Origin of the sequence: Lentzea albida (genome assembly GCF_900111005.1) — a bacterium.
Taxonomy (GTDB): domain Bacteria; phylum Actinomycetota; class Actinomycetes; order Mycobacteriales; family Pseudonocardiaceae; genus Lentzea; species Lentzea albida.
On record NZ_FOFV01000010.1, the window covers coordinates 161,856 to 184,162 of the forward strand.

The 22,307-nt window shown below is 71.1% G+C and carries 11 protein-coding genes; 4 read left to right on the forward strand and 7 right to left on the reverse strand.

All coding sequences use genetic code 11. The features are described 5' to 3' along the window. Position 1: 1 nt before the first annotated feature. Positions 2-1,066 (reverse strand): hypothetical protein, encoded by a 1,065-nt coding sequence (locus BMY74_RS24625; RefSeq protein WP_089919989.1) that lies wholly within the window; start codon positions 1,064-1,066, stop codon positions 2-4. 168 nt (positions 1,067-1,234) lie between these two features. On the opposite strand from BMY74_RS24625, the gene BMY74_RS24630 reads away from it, so the two are divergent. The 3 genes from BMY74_RS24630 (at position 1,235) to BMY74_RS24640 (ending at position 3,974) form a co-directional block, all read left to right on the forward strand. Continuing rightward, positions 1,235-1,579, forward strand: a complete 345-nt coding sequence (locus BMY74_RS24630) for a YciI family protein (protein WP_089919991.1) — start codon at positions 1,235-1,237, stop codon at positions 1,577-1,579. An 80-nt stretch (positions 1,580-1,659) separates the two neighbouring features. Beyond that, the gene (locus tag BMY74_RS24635; protein WP_143091694.1) at positions 1,660-1,854 is read left to right on the forward strand and encodes a hypothetical protein; all 195 of its coding nucleotides are present in this window, start codon (positions 1,660-1,662) and stop codon (positions 1,852-1,854) included. Beyond that, positions 1,851-3,974, forward strand: a complete 2,124-nt coding sequence (locus BMY74_RS24640; protein ID WP_089919995.1) for a TOMM precursor leader peptide-binding protein — start codon at positions 1,851-1,853, stop codon at positions 3,972-3,974. The genes BMY74_RS24635 and BMY74_RS24640 overlap by 4 nt, the downstream gene beginning before the upstream one ends. A 35-nt stretch (positions 3,975-4,009) precedes the next feature. Here BMY74_RS24640 and BMY74_RS24645 read toward each other — a convergent pair whose 3' ends face one another. Beyond that, entirely contained in the window at positions 4,010-5,023 is a 1,014-nt protein-coding gene (locus BMY74_RS24645) for an aldo/keto reductase (protein ID WP_089919997.1), read from the reverse strand. 88 nt (positions 5,024-5,111) lie between these two features. Between BMY74_RS24645 and BMY74_RS24650 the strand changes: the two genes are divergently transcribed. Then, entirely contained in the window at positions 5,112-5,960 is an 849-nt protein-coding gene (locus tag BMY74_RS24650; RefSeq protein WP_245786334.1) for a helix-turn-helix transcriptional regulator, read from the forward strand. On the opposite strand, the gene BMY74_RS24655 is transcribed toward BMY74_RS24650, so the two are convergent. The 5 genes from BMY74_RS24655 to BMY74_RS24675 are packed head-to-tail and all read right to left on the reverse strand — an operon-like array spanning position 5,928 to position 22,258. Further along, a complete protein-coding gene (locus tag BMY74_RS24655; RefSeq protein WP_089920000.1) occupies positions 5,928-6,884 on the reverse strand; it encodes an alpha/beta hydrolase-fold protein in 957 nt (318 codons plus the stop codon). The two genes, BMY74_RS24650 and BMY74_RS24655, sit on opposite strands and share 33 nt — an antisense overlap. Then, complete coding sequence (locus tag BMY74_RS24660) at positions 6,881-8,572, reverse strand: ABC transporter ATP-binding protein (RefSeq protein ID WP_218159721.1); 1,692 nt, start codon at positions 8,570-8,572, stop codon at positions 6,881-6,883. Before BMY74_RS24660 ends, BMY74_RS24655 begins: the two co-directional genes overlap by 4 nt. Continuing rightward, positions 8,559-19,370, reverse strand: a complete 10,812-nt coding sequence (locus BMY74_RS24665; protein WP_218159722.1) for a non-ribosomal peptide synthetase — start codon at positions 19,368-19,370, stop codon at positions 8,559-8,561. The genes BMY74_RS24660 and BMY74_RS24665 overlap by 14 nt, the downstream gene beginning before the upstream one ends. A gap of 29 nt (positions 19,371-19,399) precedes the next feature. After that, positions 19,400-21,196, reverse strand: coding sequence for an ABC transporter ATP-binding protein (locus BMY74_RS24670; RefSeq protein ID WP_089920002.1), 1,797 nt, complete (start codon positions 21,194-21,196; stop codon positions 19,400-19,402). Between the two features lie 33 nt (positions 21,197-21,229). Further along, entirely contained in the window at positions 21,230-22,258 is a 1,029-nt protein-coding gene (locus BMY74_RS24675) for an iron-siderophore ABC transporter substrate-binding protein (RefSeq protein ID WP_218159723.1), read from the reverse strand. Between the last annotated feature and the right edge of the window lie 49 nt (positions 22,259-22,307).

Below are 22,307 nucleotides of genomic sequence, written 5' to 3' on the forward strand. Positions count from 1 at the left end.
GTCAGTACTGCTTCGCGATCGCCTCGAGCATCCGCTCCAGGGTCTCGTGCGCGGGCGGTTCGACGACGTCCACGATCGTCCGCGGCACCGCCAGGTCCTTGACCACGTCGTCGAAGTGCCGTGGATCGGCGGTGCGGAAGCCGAACGTCGCCGCGAGCCTCCCCAGTTCCGCGTCGCTCGTCAGCAGCTCCCCGACGCGGTCGCCGGCAGCGCGCAACGGCACCAGGGTGTGCTTCGACAGCACGGTCGGGGCCGGGTAGAGCAGCTTCATGTCCGGCCGGATCGACGAGTCGCCGCGCACCACGCGGTCCACGAACTGCGCCTCGTACGCCAGCACCAGCGGCGTCTTGCCCATGCCCGCGGACAGGTAGTCCTCGAACGGGCCCTCGGTGCTGCTCTGCGTGTACCCCTGGTCCAGGAACAGCCTCGACACCGCGGGCAGCACGCGGGCCTCGCCGTCGGCCGAGGTCACCACACCGCCGTTCGCGACGAACGACGTGATCGCCAGGTACATGGCCGCCGAGTTCGAGTCACGCGGATCGGTCGTGGTGACGAGCAGGTTCTTGCGCGCGGGGTAGGAGGTGTTGCCCGGCAGCTGGTCCCAGCGCGTGCCCTGCGCCACGAGCCCGAGGTAGGCCTGCACGTCGAACGTCGGGTAGCCCGGCCCGGACTTCACCACGCCGGCCTTCGTCAGCAGGTCGACGATCGGGTCGAACGTGGCGATGACCATCGGCGACGAGAACGGCGCGTACGTGCGGGCGGCCTTGCGGTCGCGCTGGATCTTCTCGGCGGCGGGTGCCGAGGAGGGGAACGCGAAGTCGTACGAGTCGAGGTCCGCGGTCGTCGCGATCTGCCGCGACCCGGCCGGGTCGACCTCGACCTCCAGGCCGTGCTTCGCGAACACGTCCTTGACCCGCTGGTCGGCGAAGAAGGCGAGCTTCTCCGAACCGATCACCCCGCGCACGGTCTGGAGCTGGGCGGTGTCGCCGCCCTGTCCCAGGACGATCGCGGTCACCACGCCCACCAGGAGCACCACCGCCAGGCCGATGCCGAGCGTTCTCTTCACTGTCCACCTCTGCCGGAAAACCCTGTCGAGGACCAGATCCTTCGTCACTTCGACGGGTTTTCCCGGTGGCCGGTGGCAAGCGGGAGGTGAACTCTCGATGAACGGGCCGATGAGTTCCGGGCAGTCCTCGGGTCGGTAGTGGAGGAGGGACGACGAGGAGGTACAGCGATGAAGTTCGTGACGATCGGGTACGGCGACCGCGAGGGTTACGACCACACGGACCAGGCCGTCCGCGACGAGGCGCACGCCCACGACGCGCGCCTGCGGGCGGACGGGGTGGAGATGGGCGTCGCGGGCCCGCCCGTGCAGGTGCGCAACCACGGCGGGAACGGGACGGAGGTGGACGAGGGGCCGTTCCTGACCTCCGCGCTGCCGGTCGCGGGGTTCGCGGTGGTCGAGGCCGAGTCGCTGGAGGAGGCCGTCCGGATGGTGGAAGGCACGCCGTGCGCGGTCGCGCACGGAGTTGTCGAGGTGTGGCCGCTGCAGTCAGCCCGTGCGGCCGATGAACTGTAGGCGTGGTTGAACGGAGTTCGCACCCCAGGAGGTGGATGATCCGGGACGTTATCTGGCGGTTGGCGATCGGGGAGGTTGTCATGAACGAGTTCACGGCCGAGTTGGAGCAGGTGTTCGGTGCGGTGCCGAGCCGGGAAACCGGTCTGCTGATCGACACGTTCGACGGTGCCGGACTCGACGACACGGACGGCGCCGTCCTCATGTGCTGCTCCGGTAGTAGTTGTCGCGTCACCGTTCCGGCGTGCGGCACCTGTCGCGTCGCCGTTCCGGCGTGACGTCTCGGCACATCGGGTTCAAGCGGCACCTGCGTGCCGAGGTGGTTCCGGGCGACGCGGTGTACGTGTTCTCCGAGGAGGACACCACCGCGTTGCGCGGCCCTCACATCGAGGCGCTCGCGCCGCTGCTCGACGGCAGCCGGGACCTCGCCGCGGTGCGCGGTGAGATCGACGCGCCACCCGAGCAGGTCGCCGGTCTGCTGACCGAGCTCGCGCAGGCGGGGCTCGTCGGCTTGCGCACCGCCGGTTCCGCGTACTGGGACGCGGTGGGCGTCGAGCCTGCGGGAACGCCCGACGTCGACGTGATCTCGCTCGGTGTCGACGCGTCGCTGCCCCCGATCGCCGAGGGCGACGGCGCGTTGACCGTCGTCCTGGTGTCGGACCACCTGGTCGACGGCCTGTCCGAAGTGGACGCGAAGATGCGCGCCGCCGGACGGCCGTGGCTGCTGGCCAAACCGTTGGGCGCCAAGGTGTCCATCGGCCCGTTCTTCACGCCGGGCGACGGTCCGTGCTACCACTGCCTTGCTCATCGTCTGTGGGCGAATCGGGCCGCCGAGGCCCATGTGCGCGATGTGCTCGGCCTGCCGGGCGCGGTGCCGCGGGCGTGCGTCGACTTCGAGCCGCTGAAGGCCGTCGCGCTCAACCTGGTGGCGCTCGAAGCGGCCAAGTGGGTCGCCGGCCACCGCTACGACGGCCAGCGCGACCTGTGGGTCTTCGACAGCCGCGACCTCACGGGCAGGCGGCACGCCGTGTCCGCCCGGCCGCAGTGCCACGCCTGCGGCGACCCGTCCTTGGTGCGCGAGAGGGCCTGGCGCCCGGTGGAGCTGTCCTCGCGCCCGGCGGTGCGGACGTCCGGCGGGCTCCGTTCCTCGACGCCTGACGAGGTGCTGGCGGCACACCGGCACCTCATCAGCCCGGTCACCGGGGTGGTCAAGGACGTCGTGCGCGACGACCGCGGCCCGGCGTTCTTCAACGCCTTCCGCTCCGGCCCGAACCTCGCGCTCGGTCACCGAGGTGCCGCCCACCTGCGTTCCGCGCTGCGTTCCCAGAACGGCGGCAAGGGCGTGACCGCGCTGGACGCCGAGGTGGGCGCGTTGTGCGAGGCACTGGAACGGCACAGCGCCCAGTCGGACGGCACCGAGGCACGCGTTCGTGGCAGCTATCGTTCGCTCGGCGCACAGGCCGTCCACCCGGACTCGGTGCACCTGTACGACCCCCGTCAGTTCGGCGGGCGTGACGCCTGGAACGCCGGGCACGGACACTTCCAGCACGTCTGCGCGCCGTTCGACGAAGACGCGGAACTCGACTGGACTCCGGTGTGGTCGCTCAGCCGTGGCGAACACCGTTTGCTGCCCACGGACATGCTCTACTTCACGGCAGACCCGGACGAGCGGCTGATGTCCGACTCGAACGGCAACGCGGCCGGGTCGTCACTGGAAGACGCCGTCCTGCAGGGGATGCTGGAGCTCGTCGAACGCGATGCCGCCGCTCTGTGGTGGTACAACAGGACTTCTCAGCCACCCGTCGACCTCGGCGGTGATCCGTGGATCGACTCGCTGCGAGCCGTGCACGGCGGGTTCGGCCGCGAGGTGTGGGCGCTCGACCTGACCTCCGACCTCGGCGTGCCCGTCGTGGTGGCGTTGTCCCGCAACCGTTCCGGCGGCGAGATCGTGATGGGTTTCGGTGCGCACCTCGACCCGGCGCTGGCGTTGCGCCGGGCGTTGACCGAGATGAACCAGATGATGCCGGCGGTGCTGGAGGGCCACACCGGGGACGATCCCGACTGGCGGCACTGGCTCACCGAGGCCACCGTGTCCGGCCGGCCGTACCTGCTGCCGTCAGGACCTCCGGTGCCGCGGTCGCACACCGCGTCCGGTGATCTGCTGGTGGACGTGCTCGACGTCCGGGCACGGCTCGAGAAGGCCGGGCTGGAGGTGCTCGTGCTCGACCAGACCCGGCCTGACATCGGGTTGCCCGTGGTGAAGGTGATCGTGCCGGGGATGCGCGGGTTCTGGGCGAGGTTCGCACCCGGACGGCTGTTCGATGTGCCGGTGCGGCTCGGCAGGCTCGCGTCCCCGACGCCCTACGAGGAGCTGAACCCGATCCCGCTGTTCCTCTGAAGCTTCCGCGCCGGACGAACCGGGTCGGGCCGGTCCTAACGGCGGCGCAGCCTCTTGTCCAGCACGGCCGGCGTCGTCGCGAACGCGTCGTTCTGCCGCACGTTCGTGCCGGGTGGGACGATCTCGTCGATCCTGTCGAGCACGTCCTCGCTCAGCCGCAACCCCGACGTGGCGAGCAGGTCGGTGAGGTGGTGCGGTTTGCTGCCGCCGAGGATCACCGACGTGACCCCGGGGTGCGAGAGCACGAACGCCGTCGCGAGCGCGGGCAGCGAGATGCCGGTCTCCGCGGCGAGCTTCGAGAACTGCTCGACGGCGGCGAGCTTCGCCTGGTTGCCCGGGTCGGACATGTCGAACATGCCGCCCCACGACGCGCGCAGGTCGCTGCCCGCGGTCGGGTCGGTCCGGCCCGAGAGCCAGCCGCCGGACAGCGGGCTCCACGTCAGCGCGCCCATCCCGTGCCGCTGGATCGTGGGCAGCACGTCGGCCTCGATCCCGCGCACCAGCAGCGAGTACTGCGGCTGCTCGGTGCGGAACCGCTGGTGGCCGCGCCGGTCCGCGACCCACTGTGCCTCGACGATCTCGCTCGCGGGGAAGGTCGACGAGCCGATCGTGCGCACCTTTCCGGCCCGCACGAGGTCGGAGAGCGCGCCCAGGGAGTCGTCGATGTCGGTGTGCTGGTCGGGGCGGTGCATCTGGTAGAGATCGATGTAATCGGTGTCGAGGCGGCGCAGGCTGTCCTCGACGGCCCGCTTGATCCACCGCGCCGACCCGCCGCCGCGGTTGGGGTCGTCGCCCATCGGGAAGTAGAACTTCGTTGCGACCACCACGTCGTCGCGACGGCCCTTGAGCGCCTTGCCGACGATCACCTCCGACTCGCCCTGCGAGTACGCGTCGGCCGTGTCGATGAAGTTGACGCCCGCGTCGAGCGCGGTGCGGATCATCTTGACCGACTCGTCGTGGTCGTCGTTGGAGTAGCTGCCGAACATCATCGCGCCGAGCGCGAACTCGCTGACCGTGATGCCGGTCGTGCCGAGAACCCTGTATTCCATGCCTTCAACGCAACCGCGCCGGACCCCTCTCGTGACAGGGCCTGCCAGTACCCCGCACGGCCGGGTGAACCGTCTTACGCTGGGGTGCGTGAACACCGAACTGCGCGAGTTCCTCCGGTCCCGCCGGGCGAGGGTGACGCCCGAGGAGGCCGGCCTGCCCGTGTTCCCGGGCAGCCGCCGCGTGCCCGGGCTGCGCCGCGAGGAGGTCGCGCAGCTCGCCGGGGTCAGCGTCGACTACTACGTGCGGCTGGAACGCGGGAAGAACGTCAACGTGTCCGAGTCCGTTCTGGACGCACTCGCCAGGGCGTTGCGGCTCAACGAGACCGAGCGCGCCCATCTGTACACAGTGGCCAAACCGACGCGCAAGAGTCAGGCGCTGCCACCACAACGCGTCCGGCCCGGCCTGCGCAGGGCGGTGGACTCAATGCCGGACGTGCCGGTGATGCTGCTGGGCCGCCGCACCGACGTCCTGGCCACGAACGCACTGGCCCGTGCGCTGTACAAGGACTTCGAGGCCGCGCCACCGCACGAACGGAACATGATCCGCTTCATCTTCCTCGACCCGGCGGCCCGAGAGCTCTACGACGACTGGGAGGGCAACGCCCGCCTCGCCGTCGCGTCCCTGCACGTCTACGCCGGACGGCACCCGCACGACCCGCGGCTCGCCGCCCTCGTCGGCGAACTCTCCGTGCGGGACAACGACTTCCGCCGGTGGTGGGCGGACAACGACGTCTACCGGCACGCTCACGGCAGCAAAAGCCTGCACCACCCGGTCGTCGGGGACATCACGCTGGCCTACGAGTCGCTGACGGTGGACGCCGACCCGGAGATGTCGCTCGCCCTGCACACGGTGGAGCCGGGCTCGCCGTCCGAGCAGAACCTGCGCCTGCTCGCGAGCTGGGCGCTAGCCGAGCAGCCAAGCGACGTCGCGCACTAGCGCGTGCCGCCAGCCCACCCGGTCGTGCCCGGACGGCGACCGGTTCGCCCGCACGGTCGCCCCCGCCTGTGCAGCGAGATCCTCGACCACCGAGCAGTGCCGGTGCATCCTCGGCTCGTGCTCGCCGACGTCGAACGCCACGCGCAGCCCCGACAGGTCCGGCCCCGCGCGCAACAGGTCCGCGGTGTCACCCCCGGCCGGGCCGTCGAGGGACAGCCCGTGCTTCGGCAGGTCGCGCCCCCACCAGAACGAACCGGACTGGCACGCCACCTTCGACACCAGCGAAGGGAACTCCAGTGCCGCGCGGAACGCGCTGAGCCCGCCCAGGCTCTGGCCCGCCACCACGAACCGCGACAGGTCGACCGCCACGCCGTTCTCCGCGAGCAACGGCAGCAGCTCGTCCCGGATGGCCCGCCACAGCTCGGGTGAGGTGTACTCGGCGCCGCGATCACGTGGCGTGGGCAGGAAGACGAGGGTGGCGGACGGCATCTCGCCCGCCTTCACCGCCGACTCGAACGCGGCGACCGCCGGGTGCACGTACATCCAGTCGTCGCCGTCGAGCAGCAGCACGACCGGCTCGCCGCCCTTGTGCACGCGAATCGTCTTGCGCCCCAACGACCCGTTCCACCGGATCCGCAACGTCGGCACGTCCAGCACCTCGTCCGGCCCGACCACGGGCCAGTGCGGCTGCGGCTCCAGGTCCGGCGTCGCGAAGATCGACCGGTTCGGCCCCGCCCCGGCGGGGTTGGACGGGTCGGCGTGCTCCTCGCCGTCGGCGTCCACGAAGTGGTAGGTCACGCGCAACCGTTCCGGCAGATCGACCTCGGCCGCCCAGACCTCACCGTCGGGCACCAGCTCCACCGGGTCCAGCACGTCCTCGAACCGCAGCGAGGCAGGGCCTCCACGCCACTCGAACCGCGTCATCGGGCCACCGCCAGCTGGTAGGAGGAGTCACGGCCGAGCAGGTCGCGGTGCGTGCCCTCGGACGTCACCGCGCCACCGTCCAGCACGATCACCCGGTCGGCCACGTCGAGCAACGCGGGGCTGCTGGTGATGACGACCGTCGTGCGGCCGCGGCGCAACTCGGTGATGTTGCGGGCGATGAGCTGCTCGGTCACGGCGTCGACGGCCGTGGTGGGGTCGTGCAGCACCAGGATCTCCGGGTTCGCCGCCAGGGCGCGCGCCAGCGACAACCGCTGCCGCTGCCCGCCGGACAGGTTCGCGCCCCGGTCGCGCACGGCGTAGTCGAGGCCCTCGGAGTGCAGGGCCACGACGTCGGTCAGCATCGCGGCGGCCACGGCCTCGTCCACCAGCGCGCTGGTGCCGGCCGGGTCCACGTTCTCGCGCAACGTCCCCGCGAACACCTCGTGGTGCGACGGGTTCACCAGCAGGTGTTCCCGCACGCTCTCGATGGTCAGCGACGCCACCTCGCGCTTGCCCACGCGCACGACGCCCGAGTACGAGTCCGGTGGCGCCTCGACGGCCAGCACCGACACCAGTTCGGCCGCCGCCTGCGGCTGGTAGGCCGCGATCGCCACGAACTCACCGGGCTCCACCGAGAACGTCAGGTCCCGCAACGATCCGAGCGACACCCCGGAGACCTCCAGCCCGCTCTCCGGGCCGGGCACCTCCACACCGGGCGTCATGCGGGGCGGTGCCGCGAGGACCAGCGCCATCCGTTCGGCCGAGGCCCGCGCGATCATCACGTACTTGGGCATCTCGCTGAACAGCTTCAGCGGCTCGATCAGGAACTGCGCGAGGCCGACCACCATGACGAGCTGGCCGATGCTGATCTCGCCCCGGAACGTCAGCAGGCCCGCCCACAGCGTCACCGCGGCCGCCAGCACCGAGTTGAGCGCCAGCGACACCCCGGCGTACACGCCGTTGACCCGCGCCACCACGATCGACTGCTTCTTCGCCTCGGTGCTCACCCGGCGGTAGGCCTGGAAAGCGGCGTAGCTGCCGCCGAACCCGTGCAACGGCCGCAGGCCCGCGATCAGGTCCGACACCTTGGCCCCGGCCCGTGCGACCTTCGCCTGCTGCACCCGGGTGTTCGCGCCGATCCGCTTCGACATCACGCTCAGGACGGTCAGGATCGCCGCCGTGCCCACGAACACGGCGACACCCAGAGGCACGCTGATCACCGCCAGCACGACACCGGTGATCACCACCGACACCAGCGAGCTGACCAGCAGCGGCACCACCTCGATGATGTCCGCCGTCTGGTCGGCGTCCTCGGTGGCGACGGTGAGCACCTCGCCGGACTTCAGGTCGACCTCGCGCGCCACCGGCTGCAGGCCGTGGTCGGCGACCGCGACGCGCCACCGGTGCGCCTCGGTCGTGTTCGCCTTCTGCAGGATCCGCATGCCGAACCGCCACGAGTACGACACCGTGGCCATCACGAGCCCGAGCGCGAGCAGCGCCAGCCCGAGCGAGCTGAGCCGCCCGCCGCGCAACGCGTACTCGACGATCACGCCGAGCAGGATCGGCACGGCGGTCTCGGCGGCCTGGTAGGACCCCATGAGCAGGGTCCCGGCCGTCATGGCCCCGCGGTTGCGGCGCAGGGCGACCCGCAGGATCTCCCTGCCGGTGCGGACTTCAGGATTCGTCAACGTGGCGCGCAATCGCTTCGGGGGTGGAGAGGGACAACAGGTCGCGGATCGTGACCACGGGACCGAACTCGCGGCGCAGCAGGCCGATCAGCCTCACCGCGAGCATCGAGTGCCCGCCCAGGTCGGTGAAACCGCTCGCCATGCCCACCTCGTCCTCGTCGAGATCGAGCGCCTCCGCGAACATCTCGCGGACGAGCGTCTCGGTCTTCGTCAACTCGCGGTCCTCGACCTTGGTCATCAGGGTGCCGAGAGGACGGGCCTCGGGCAAGGCCGCGGTGTCCGCCTTGCCGTTGACCGTGAGCGGGATCGCGTCCACCGCGGCGAAGTGCGTCGGCCGCAGGTAGTCCGGCATTCCGGCGCCGACCTCCGCCGCGATCGACGGGATGTCGGCTCCGTCGGCCAGGACCAGGTAGGCCGCGAGCCGGTAGGCGCCGTCGACCTGCGGGTCGGCCTGCGCGACGGCCGCGACGAACCGGACGTCCGGGTGGGCGGCGAACCGGGCCTCGACCTCGCCCAGCTCCACGCGATGGCCGCGGATCTTGACCTGCTTGTCCGTGCGGCCGAGGTAGAGCAGGTTGCCGTCCGGGCGCCGGATCACCAGGTCACCGGTGCGGTACATCCGCTCGCCGGGCACCCACGGGCACGCCACGAACCGTTCCGCGGATTGCCCCGGCTGCCCGAGGTAGCCGCGCGCGATGCCCACGCCCGACACGTAGAGCTCACCGGCGACGCCGTCCGGCACCTGCCGCAGCCACGGGTCGAGCACGTGGACGTCGGTGTTGTCGATCGCCACGCCGACCACCGGGTCGACGCAGTCGAACGTGCCCACGCCCAGCGTGTTGATCGTGTACTCGGTCGGCCCGTAGAGGTTGTAGCCCACCACACCGGGGGTGTCGGCGAGCAGCTGCCACAACGTCGGCGTGACGGCCTCACCGCCCAGCAGCACCAGCGCGGGCTTGTGCTCGGCGGCCAGCAGCCCTTCGGCCACCAGCTGCTGCGCGTAGGTCGGCGTCACGTTGATGACGTCGATCTCGTGCTCCAGGCAGTACTCGACGAGCCCGGTCGCGTCGCGGCGCAGCTCCTCGTCGCAGATGTGCACCTCGTGGCCGTCGGCGAGCCAGAGCAGCTCCTCCCACGACATGTCGAACGCGAACGACACGGTGTGCGCGATCCGGAACGTGCGGTGCCCGTGCTCGGCCAGCACCGGCTCGAAGATCCGCCGCTGGTGGTTGACCAGCATGTTCGTCAGGCCCGCGTACTCCGTGACGACGCCCTTGGGCTTGCCGGTCGAACCCGAGGTGTAGATCGTGTAGGCCGCGTGCCTGAGCCTGTTCGGGTCGTTCTCGGAGAAGGTGGTCACCGGTTCGGCGTCCGGCCACGGCTCGTCCAGCTTGAACGTGGTGCCCTGGATGCGCGGCGCCACCGCGCTCGTCGTGACGACCAACGCCGGCTGGGCGTCGTCGATGATCGCGGCGATCCGCTCGTCCGGGTGGTCCAGCTCCAGCGGCACGTAGGCCGCGCCACAGCGCAGGATGCCGAACAGCGCGACGACCCAGTCCAGCGAGCGGGGCACGGCGATGGCGACCGAGGTCTCGACGCCGATCCCCTTGTCCGACAACACGCCGGCGAGGTGACGGCTGCGGTCCCGGAGTTCCGCGAACGTCATCGTGCCGCCGTGCGCGACCAACGCGACCCGCTCGGGGTTGCGGTCGGCCGCCTGGTCGAACAGGTCGACCACCGTCAGGTTGCCGAAGTCGTTGGCGGGGTTGAGTTCCGGCGCCGGTCCCGACCCGATCGAGCCGAGCAGCCCGTCGGTGCCGGTCAGCTCGTCGAGCACGGCCAGGTAGGAGTCGAACACCCGCTGCGCGAACGCCGGATCGGTGACGTCCGGCCGGTACTCGACCTTGACCGTCAGCTCTTCACCTGGCGTCACGACCCAGGTGAACGGGTAGTGCGTCGAGTCCTCCGCGTCGTGGTCGACGATCCCGTTCTTCGCGTTGAACTCGGTGAACGTGTCGTCGTCCAGGAAGTTCTGCAGCACGAACAGGTTGTCGAACAACTGGTCGTGGCCGCTCGCGCGCTGGATCTCGCCGAGGCCGAAGTGCTCGTGCTCCATCGTCGCGACGCGGGACGCCTGGACGCCCGCGAGGAACTCGCCGACGGTGTTGTGCGGCTGGGCGTTCACGCGCATCGGCACGGTGTTGAGCAGGACGCCGACGATGCCCTCGGTTCCCTCCTCCTCCCGTCCGGAGACCGTCACGCCGAACACCGCGTCACCACGCCCGGTCTCGCGGCCGAGCACCAGCCCGAGAGCTCCGGTGACCACCGAGTTCACCGTCACGCCGTGCCGGCGCGCGGTCTCCCGCACCCGGTTCGACGCCTCCACCGGCAACGTCCGCACGATCTTGGTGGGCAGCGAGTCCGAAGTGGACTGGTCGCCGAGGAGCGTCGGGCCGGGAAGGTCCGCGAGGTGACCGGCCCAGAACCGGGTCGCCGCCTCGGCGTCCTTCTCGGCCAGCGCGCGGGTGTAGCTCTCGAAGCTCGGCGTGGCGGGCGCCAGGTCGACCGGCTCGCCCGCGAGCAGCGCGCGGTAGGCGTCGAACAGGTCGTCGAGCACGATCGCGCGCGACCAGCCGTCCCACAGCAGCAGGTGGCTCGTGAACAGCAGCGCGTCCCGGCCGTCCGGCAGCCGCAGGACCGTCAGCCGCACCAACGGGGGTGAGGTCAGGTCGAAGCCCGTGGCGCGGTCCTTCCCGCGCCAGGCCTCGACGGCGTCGGAGTTGAGCACGTCGACCGTGCGCACCCGCGTCGGACCGCTGATCCCCAGCACCTGCACCGGTGTGCCGTTCTCGTCGGTCTCGAAACCGGCGCCGACGACCGGGTGCTTCGCGATCACGTGGTCGAGCGCCTTGCCCAGGGCGGTGGGGTCGAGGCGCCGGTCGAACGCGAAGAAGCTCTGGGCCACGTACTGACCCGAACCGCCGGCGAGCTCCGCTTGGAAGTACAGGCCGCGCTGCAACGGCGAGACCGGAGCGGTGTGGCGCACGGTCGCCGAGGCGTCCGCGATCCGCTCCAGGGCCAGCAGCCACCGCGCCGCGATCTCGTCCGACACGTCGTCGGTCAGCCCGAACGTGGCGCGCAACGAGCCGTGGGCGTCGACCCAGCAGTTGACCTCGACCGCGTACGGGCTCGGCCGGTTCTCGGGATCGACGTGCAGCGCCTGCGACTCGCTGGCGCGGCCGAGGTAGTTGAACAGCACCTGCGGCCGGGGCAGCGCGGCCAGCACGGGCGCGGTCTGCGGGTTCAGGTGGCGCAGCCGACCGAACTCGACGTGCGCGACCTCGTCCGGTTGCCGGGAGACGACCTCGCGGGCCGCCTCGACGGGATCCGTGGCGGGGCCGAGCCTCACGGGCGCGATCGCGGTGAACCAGCCGACCGTGCGGGTGTAGTCGTGGTGCCCGGCGGCCGGCACGCGGCCGTGCCGTTCCAGGTCGACCACCAGGTCCGTCGGGGTGCCCTGGATCTCGGTGAGCGCGGTCCGCAGCGCGCCGAGCAGCAGTTCGGTCAGGCCGACGCCCAAAGCGTTCGGCGCCTTCCGCACGACGCTGCCGGTGATGTCCGCTGCCAGCGCGACGGTGATCTCGCGCCGCTCACCCAGCCGCGGTGTGAGCACGGGGGCGTCGAGCGTCTCGATCCACCGGTGCAGGTCGCCGCCGGACTGGGCGTTCAGCGCCAGCGCCGCGGCGTACGAGGCGAACGACGTCGTCACGGGCGCGAGCTCCTCGCCGCGCATCGCGACGGCGAGGTCCTCGAGCAGGATCATCCAGGACACGGCGTCCACCGCGAGGTGGTGCACGACGACGACCAGCGTGCCGCTGTTCTCCAGCCACGTGAACGCCGCCACGACACCGGCTTCGGCGTCGAGCCTGCGCGCGGCCGCCTCGGCGGCCTCCTGCGGGTCGTCCGCCGACACGACGACGTCGGCGTCCGCGGCCGGCTCGGTCCGCAGCGACCACACGCCCTGGTCGGTGTCGAGCCGCAACCGCAGCGCGGGATGCGCCGCCACGACGGCGTTCGCCGCGCGCCGGGCTTCCTCCAGGCTCGTGCACGGCAGCTGTCGCGCCTGGGCGAAGAGGTCGAGCGACCCGCCGAGCTCCCGCAGCCGCAACACGATCGGCGTCGGCACGACCGGGCCGTCGGAGATCTCCTCCACGACCGGGGCCGCCTGCCGCACGGGTTGCGCGGCGAACTTCTCCACGAGCGCTCGCGGGGTCTTGTGCAGGAACATGTCGCGCGGCGAGATCTGCAACCCGAGCGCCCGCGCCCGGTTCACCACGCCGATCGCCACGATGCTGTCGCCGCCCGCGACGAAGTAGTCGGTGTCGGCGTCCACATCGGACACCGGCAGCGCGTCGCGGAAGATCTCGACCAGCGAGTCGAGCACGGAGGAGTCCGCCTCGACGGCCGGCGCGGCCACGGGGGCCGCGTGCTCGCGGGCGCGTTCCCGCAGGGCGGCGCGGTCCAGCTTGCCGTTGACCGTGATCGGCAGCCGCTCCAGCGGGATGATCCGCTGCGGCACCATGTGCTGCGGCAGCTTGCCCGCGAGCAGCGACGCGATGTCGGCGGGTGGCGTGCCGACGACGTGCGCGACCAGGTGGTCGGCGGTGTCCGCCACGGTGACGGCGACGTCGGTGACGCCCGGGACCTCGCGGACGACGGCCTCGACCTCGCCCAGCTCGATGCGGAAGCCGCGCAGCTGCACCTGGCCGTCGGCGCGGCCGAGGAACTCGATCTCGCCGTCGAGGTTCCACCTCGCCAGGTCACCGGTGTGGTACATGCGGGAGCCGTCGCCCGCGAACGGGTCGGCGACGAAGCGGCTGGCTGAGAGTCCAGGCCGGTTCGAGTAGCCCTCCGCGAGCTGCGGCCCGGCCAGGTAGAGCGAACCGGTGACACCCGGCCCGACCGGCCGCAGCCGGTCGTCGAGCACGTAGGTCCGCTGGCCCGGCACGGGCGGGCCGATCGGGCAGGCGTCGGCACGGCCGGGCTCGTAGTCGTGGTCGTCGAGCACGTGCCACGTCGTGTACACGGTGGACTCGGTCGGGCCGTAGCAGTTCGCGATCTCCACCCGCTCGGTGCCGTACCGCTCCGCCCAGGTGCGCAACCGCTCGGGCTCCAGCGCCTCACCGCCGACGATGACCCTGCGCAGGGTCGTGATCGGCTCGCAGTGCCGGTCCGCCTCGACGATCTGGTGGAACGACGCCGGCGTCTGGAGCATGAAGGTGACACCGCGCTCGCGCACCACCTGGTGGAAGTCGACCGGCGAGCGGGTGAGCCCGCGGTCGGGCACCACGAGCTCGGCGCCGTTGGTCAGCGTGCCCCACACCTCCATGACGGCGGGGTCGAACGAGAACGAGTGGAACTGCGTGACCACGTCGTCCGGTCCGATGGCCACGTCCGGCTGGACGTTCGCCAGGAACGTCACCGCGCTGCGGTGCGACACCACGACACCCTTGGGCTTGCCGGTCGACCCCGACGTGTAGATCACGTACGCCGGGTGCCGCCAGGTCGCCGGCGTGAGCACACCGGGGCCGTCCACCTCGTCGCCGACGGCGACCACCCGCGTGCCGCCGCCGATCCGGGAGACGATCGCTGCGAAGCGGTCGCGCTGTTCGGGAGCGATGAGCAGGACCCGCGGCGCGGTGTCGGCGATCAGGTACTCGAGCCGGTCGTCCGGGTACGCCACGTCCAGCGGCACGTACGCGCCACCCGCGGACACGACCGCGACGAGCGAGACGACCTGGTCGAGCGATCGCGGCACGGCGACGGCGACGCGTTCGTCCGGCCCGACGCCCGCGTTGGCGAGCGTGCGTGCGAGCCGCGTCTTCGCCTCGGCGAGTTCGCCGTAGGACAGGCTTTCGGAGGTGCCGTCGATGCGGCACAGCGTCACTGCCCGCGACTCGAGCGCACGGCCGGCGGCGGCGTCGAACAGTTCGGCGAGCGTCGCGGCCTCGACCGCGGCGGGCTCGTCCTCCCGAGGCGTGGGGACGTCCTCGCCGGTCAGCAGCGCGGTCAGCGTGCCGGCGAACGTCTCCACGATCCGGCGGGCACCGGCGGGACGGATCACGGCGGTGTCGTGGATCAGGTTGAACCGCACCGAACCGTCGTGCCGGCGTTCGACCACCAGCGTCAGCGGGTAGTGCGGCGCGCCCTCGCCGTCGACGCGCTCGATGCCGAACGACTCGCTGCGCAACGAGGTCACGTCTGCCGAGACGTCGAACACCACGAGCGTGTCGAAGAGCGCCCCGGCGTTCGCGAGCTTGCCGATCCTGGACAGCGACACGTGCTGGTGCGGCAGGACCGCGGTCTGGTGCTCGCGCACGGCGTCGAGCAGTTCGCGCGCGGTCGTGCCGCCGGACCACCTGGCGCGCACGGGAATGGTGTTGATGAACAGGCCGACGAGCTCGTCGATGCCGGGCACGTCGGCGTCACGGCCCGACACCGTCGACCCGAACACGACGTCCTGGCGGCCCAGGATCCCGCCGAGCGTCACGGCCCACGCGCTGTGCACGGCGACGCTGAGCGACACCCCGGCGGCGCGCACCCGTTCGTCCACATCGGACGGGGCGTCGAGGTGCATGTCGGCGAACATCCTGGACGGCGTGTGGTCCGGCACGGTGATCGACGGACCGGGCAGGCCCTCCAGCTCGCGCGCCCAGACCCGGTCGCTCTCCTGGGCGTCGCTTTCGACGAGCCACCGCACGTAGTCGGAGTAGCTGCCGCGCACGTGCACCGACCCCGGTGCGTCGTACTCGGCCAGCAGCGCGCGCAGCATCGGCGGCACGGACCAGCCGTCGGCGATGATGTGGTGCACGGTCTGGATCAGCACGTACCGGCGCGGCGCGGTGAGCACCAGCGTGTAGCGCATCAGCGGACCGGTGGCGAGGTCGAAGCCGGCGACGCGGTCGCGTTCGGCGAGTTCGCTGATCTCCTCGTCGGACATGCCCTGGCCGTTCACCGTGGTGAACACCGGCCGGACACCCGACTCCAGCACCGACACGACCCGGCCGTCGGCGAGGCTCGCGAACCGCGCGGCCAGGTTCGGGAACAGCTCGAACACCCGCGTCGCGGCTTCCTCGAGCCGCCGGGCGTCGACGGCGCCGGTCAGTGTCAGCAGCTGCTGCTCGACGTACCGGTGCGCGGAGTCGTCGTCGAAGACGGAGTGGAAGTACAAACCCTCCTGCAACGGCGTGAGCGGCAGGACCTCGCGCAGCGCCGGGGAGTCCAGGGCGTCGACGTCGGCCTGGGTCAGCGGCACCAGGGGGAAGTCGCTGGGGGAGTGGCCACCGGCGGTGAGCCCGGCCAGGCCTTCGAGCGCGGCGACGAAGTACTCGCCGATCGTGGTGATGTCGGCGTCGGTGAACACGCCGGCCGGCCACGACAGGACGGTGACCAGCTCCACCTCGCCGTCGGCGCCGGGTTCGGCGGAGGCGTTGAACTCCAGGGCGCGCGGCAGCCGCATCGCCGGGTCGCGCCTCTCGCCGAGCTGGCCCGCGTTCTCCGCGAGCTGCCAGTCGCCGGTCGTGCCCCCGGCGAACCGGCCGAGGTAGTTGAACAGCACCTGCGGGCGGGACGCGTCGAAGCTCTCGTCGTGCAGGTACTTCAAGGCGCCGTACGAGACGCCGTTGCTCGGCACCCGCGCGAGGTCTTCCTTCACCCGCTTCAAAGCCGCGGCGAGGTCGTCGACGTCGACCGGGTCGACCGTCACCGGGAACAGCGTCGTGAACCAGCCGACCGTGCGCGACAGGTCCGGGTCGCGCGGCACGAACCGGCCCTCGCGGCCGTGGCCCTCCAGTTCGACGTGCGCGAACGTCTGGTCCTGCCCGTTGTCGCGCCGCCAGCGGGCGAGAGCGACCGCGAGACCGGTCAGCAGCACGTCGTTCACCTTGGCGTGGAACAGCGCGGGAACGTCACCGAGGAGCGCGGCGGTGGCCCGGGAGCCGACCGTGACGGTGCGGACCTGTTCGGACGCAACGACATCCGCCTCGGTCAACTCGCGCCGCCCGAGCAGCTGGTCCACACCCGGCAGCCGACGCTCGTAGTACGCGCGGTCGCCCTCGAACGACGCCTGCTCCAGCAACTGCGTCCAGCGCCGGAACGACGTGCCGACCGGGCGGAGCTCGACCGGGGCACCGGACGAGATCTGCTGCCAGGCCAGGGCGAGGTCGTCGAACAGGATGCGCCACGAGACGCCGTCGATCACGACGTGGTGGATCACGAGCACGAGCTGGCGGGCTTCCGAACGCCAGACAGCGCGCAGCATGACGCCCGCGTCCGGGTCCAGCCCCTCGGTCGCCGCCGCGACGCACTCCTCCAGGGAGGCGTTGCTCTCCACCCACGACGCGGACCCGTCGGAGGGGATGTCGAACGACCAGCGCTCGCCCCGGACGAGCTTGGCGCGCAGCATGTCGTGCCGCGCGACCAGCGCGTCGAGGATCCGCGTCAGGGCGTCCGAGGTCAGCTCGGCGGGGGTGTTGAGCACGACCGACTGCACGAACCCGTCGATGGCGTCCGTGGTCTCCCCGAGCCACTGCACGATCGGCAGGCCCGCCACCGGACCGGTCGGCACGTCGTCGTGGTCCACCGCCGTTGCGCCGTCACGGGAAGCGACCGCGGCGAGTGCACGCGGAGTCCGGTTCGTGAAGATCTGGGTGGCGGTGACGAACACGCCCTCGGCCCGCAGCGCGGACAGCAGCGAGATCGCGAGGATGCTGTCGCCGCCCAGTTCGAAGAAGTCCTGGTCGGCGCCCACCTGCTCGATCCGCAGCACGGACGCGACGGCGGCGCAGATCACGGCCTCGTCGTCGGTGGCGGCCTCGGTGATCGGTCCGGTCTCCACGACCGGTTCCGGCAGCGCGCGGCGGTCGAGCTTCCCGTTGGGCGTCAACGGGAACTCGCTCATCACGACGACGTGCGCGGGCACCATGTACTCGACGAGGTTCTCGGTCGCCCACTGCTTCACGGCGTCCGAGGTCAGGTCCGGGTCGGACGGCACGACGTACCCGACGAGGTGGTTGCCGCCCGCCGAGTTCTTCCGCACCACGACACAGGTGTGGCGCACCCGCGGGTGCTCGGCCAGCGCGAGCTCGACGTCCTCCAGCTCGAGCCGCATGCCGCGGATCTTGACCTGGTTGTCGACGCGGCCGAGGAAGTCGAGCGACCCGTCCGCCGCGAACCGCGCCAGGTCACCGGTCCGGTAGAGCCGGGAACCGTCGGTGGCGAACGGGTTCGCGACGAACCGCGACGCCGTCAGGCCCGGCGCGTTCACGTAACCGCGTCCCAGCAGGAACCCGCCGATGTACAGCTCGCCGCCGACACCGACCGGGCACGGCCGCAGCTGGTCGTCGAGCACGTAGAGGTCCGTGTTCGGGTTCGCCTTGCCGATCGACGTCGACAGCCGCTCGGCCTCGCCGCGGTAGATGACGTGCGAGACGCCGATCGTGGCCTCGGCCGGGCCGTAGCCGTGGTACATCGGGATGTCGAGCCGCGTGCGGAAGCGTTCGTACAGCTCGGGGGTGAGCACCTCGCCGCCGCACCACACGTGCCGCAGGCTTCCCAGTTCGCCCTCGCCCGCGATGTTCAGCAGCACGTCCAGCATCGACGACACCAGGTACACGAACGTCACGCGGTGGCGGTCGATCGTGCGCAGTAGGTGGTGCGGGTCGCGCTCGCCGCCGGAGCGCACGACGACGGTCCGGCCACCGCACACCAGCGGCAGGAAGATCTCGTTGACGGAGATGTCGAACGACAGCGGCGCCTTGAACAGCGACGCGTCGGAGTGTCCGAAGTGGAGGATCTGGTGCACCTGCCACAGCAGGCGTTCGCTGATCGCCTCGTGCCGGATCATCGCGCCCTTGGGGCGACCGGTCGAACCGGACGTGAACATCACGTACGCGAGCTGCGCGCCCCGGATCGCGACGTCGGTGGGATCACCGGAGTAGCCGGAGAAGGCCCAGTCGGAGAGATCGACCGCGACGGCTTCCGGCTCGTTCTCCTGGCCACTGCCCAGCGTCAGGACGACCTGGGCGTCGGTGATCACGGACTCGCGGCGCGAGGCCGGCCACTGCGGGTCCAGCGGCACGAACGCGGCTCCGGCCTGCAGCACCGCGAGCAGGCTCACCACCATCTCGGCCGAGCGGGGGAACGAGATGCCGACGACCTGCTCGGCGGTGACGCCGCGCTCGGCCAGGTGGCGCGCGAGCTGGTTGGAGAACGCCAGCACCTCGCCGTAGGTGAAGGCGCGGTCGTCGTCGTTGATCGCGACGGCGTCCGGGCGCTGTCGGGCCTGCTCGCGGAACAGCTCGACGATGCTCGGGCGCTCGCGCGGGAACTCGTTGTCGTTCCAGCGGGCCAGTTCCGCGAGGCGCTCCTCGACCGTCTGGGACGTCAGCGTGCCGATGGCACGGTTCGGGAACTCGGCCAGGTCGTCCAGCACCCGCTGCGCCTCGGCGAGGTCGACGCCGCCGGGAACGGGGATCGCCCATCCGCCGGGCCGTTCGGCGACAGCGGAGTTCTGGCCCTTGTCGGCCCACACGAGCACGTCGTTGAACAGCGTGGACGGGGTGAGCTCGAAGCCCTCGACCGCGAAAGAAGGGTCCGCCCAGTGGTGCAGTGCGACGGCACTCGCCACGGCGATGGTCCGCTGCGGGTACTCACCGGCCCGGCGCCGAACGGAGGCGATCCGGGCGGTCGAAAGAAGTACGTCACGGTCGGCCATCTGTTCCATCGACGACTCAGCCATCCCTTCACGATCGGTGAAGGTAGCCTAACCTAAGTATTTGCGGATCCGAATCGCCAAGCGGCCCAAAGTGCCGCGTAACGCCCGTCACGCGCGACAAGTTCTTCGTGCGTTCCCTGTTCCAGCACACGGCCCGCGTCGAGCACGGCGATGCGGTCGGCGGCGATGGCCTGGGTCAGGCGGTGCGCGACCAGCAGCGTCGTGCGGCCCCGGCAGGCGGCGAGCGCGGCGCGTTCCAGTGCCGCGGCACCCTGGCTGCCCGCCTCGGCCGTCGACTCGTCCAGCACGACGACGGGGGAGCGGCCGAGCACCAGGCGGGCCAGCGCGATCTGGGCCACCTTGGTCACGTCGAGGCGCTCGCCGCCCTCGCCGACGTCGGTCTGCAAGCCTTGTGGCAACGCGTTCACCCACGAGTCGGCGCCCACGGTCCGCAACGCGTCCATGAGCTCGTCGTCGGTCGCGTCCGGTGCCGCGAGACGCAGGTCCTCGGCCAGCGGACCGGCGAAGACGTGGGCCTCCTGGGTGAGGATGCTGACCAGCGCGCGAGCGCCCGCCTCGTCGAGCTCCGCCAGGTCGGAGGTGCCGATGTGCACGGATCCGGTCAGCGGGGTGCCGGTGCCCGCGACCAGCGCGGCCAGCGTGGTCTTGCCCGCACCCGTCGCGCCGACCAGGGCGAGCGAGGTGCCGGCGGGGATCTCGAGGTCGACGTCCCGCAGCACGTCGTGCTCGGATTCGGGGTAGCGGAAGGAAAGCCCGCGCACCGACACCGGAAGCGGCTTCGCGTCCGCGTCGACGGCCACGGCGCTGCGCACGAGCTGGTCGCCGTCGGACTCGGTGAGCACGCCGACCAGCCGGGTGAGCCCGGCGCCGGACTTCTGCGCCTCGTCGAAGAACGCCATGATCAGACCGAGCGGCACGAACAGCTTGTGGAACAGCAACGCGGCGACGGAGACCTGGCCGAGCGACGACTCCCCGTTCGTCACGAGGAAGTAGCCGACGACGATGATCAGGCCGAGGCCGATGAACTCGGCGCGGTTCTCCCGGCCGATGAACCGGCCGAAGAACCGGAAGACCTCGATGCCGATGTCGCGCACCCGCCACGATTCCGCGGTCACCTTGTCGCGGAACGCGTTCTCGAGCCGGTAGGCGCGCACGGTCGCGATGCCGTCGAGGCCGCTGATCAACGCCTGCGCGCGGTCGGCCTGCGCCTCGGACCGGGCGCGGTAGAGCGGTTGCGACCGCGGCAGGTACCACCGCAGCGCGAACCAGTAGGCGGGCAACGCGCAGGCGCCGGCGAGGCCGAGGCGCCAGTCGAGCCCGAACATGCCGATGGTCGCGATGATCACGAGCACGACCGCCGAGAAGATCGTCGGGATGGCCGTGCGGAAGCCCTTGGAGATGATCGCGACGTCGTCGCCGACGCGCGAGAGCACGTCACCGCGGCCGACCTCCTCGATCCGCGCGCTCGGCATCCCGAGCACCGCGCGGACGGCGCCTTCCCGAAGGCGCGCCAGCATTTCCGCGCCCACGCGGCCGACGAGGTAGGTCGAGACCGCGGTCATGACCGCCCCCGCCAGTGCGGAGACGACGGTCGCGACTCCGATCGACCAGAGGATCGACGCGTCGCGCCCCTGCACGATCCCGTCGACGACGGTGCCCAGCAGGAACACCGGGACGATCTGCAGCAACGCCCCCGCCACCGTCGCCACGACGGTGGCGATCGGCAGGGCGGGGGCGGTGCGGCAGTGGTCGAGCAGCCAGCGGGAGGCCTCCCGCCCGGACGCCGTGCGCAGGATCTTCGACGGCACGCCGGAGACGCTCGTGGTCACGAGGAGAGGCCTTTCGCTGGGGTTGTGCGTGGATCAGGCGCCGGACTTGGCGGCCTTCACCAGTTCGTCGATCGCGTAGGGCAGGGACGCGAGAGTGGCCTGCGAGATCGCGGCACCGACCGCGGGGCCCTCGCTGTCGAGGATGTAGTGGACCTTGCCGGCCTTGACCGCGGGCAGGTTCGCGAAGAGCTGGAAGTTCTTCAGCGAGTCCGCGTCCGCCTTGTCGGCGATCACGAAGATGCGGTCGGTGTTGATCACGTCGATGCGCTCGGGCGAGAGCTGGGCGGTGAAGCTGCCGCCGGCGAGCTCGTCGACCTTCGTGTTGCCCTTGAACCCGATGCCGGACACGAGCTGGCCGCGAACGTCGGTGGTGGTGAACGGGACGACCGCGTCCTTGTACCAGGTGACCACGGTGGCGGTCTCGTTCGCGAAGCCGGGGTTGGCCTTCTTGGCCTCGGCGAGCTTGTCGTCGAGACCCTTGATCAGCTTCGCGCCCTCGTCACCCTTGCCGACCGCCTTCGCGATCTGCAGCACGTTGTCCTGCCACTTCGCGCTGAAGGGCTCCTTCTCGGCCTTGGTGCGGCCGACCACCGGTGCGATCTTGGTCAGCTTGTCGTACCAGGCCTGGTCGGCCTCGGAGTACACCGCGACGATCAGGTCGGGGCGCAGCTGCGCGATCTTCTCGTAGTTCGGCTCGGTGTCGCCGTTCTTCATGACGACCTCGGGCGTGGTCGAGCCCCACTTGTCCTTGACCCAGGCCCACTGCGTGTTGATGTCGGGCTTGGTGCCCTCGGGGTTCGGGTACTGGTCGACCATGCCGACCGGGACGACGCCGAGCGCGAGCAGCGTCTGGTCGTCGGTGTAGCCGAGGGAGAGGACGCGCTTCGGCGCCTCCTTGATCTCCGTCGTGCCGAAGAAGTGCTCGACCGTGGTCGGGAACGTGCCACCGGAGGCGTTGTTCGTGCCGGAGTTCGTCTCAGGCGTGGAGGAACCGCACCCGGCGAGGACGCTGGCACCGACGACTGCGGCTGCTGCCACAGCGGTCAGTCGCTTCCAGGTCATGGTCGTTCTCTGGCCCATTCGGCACCTCGTTCTTCGCTGCCCACGCGGC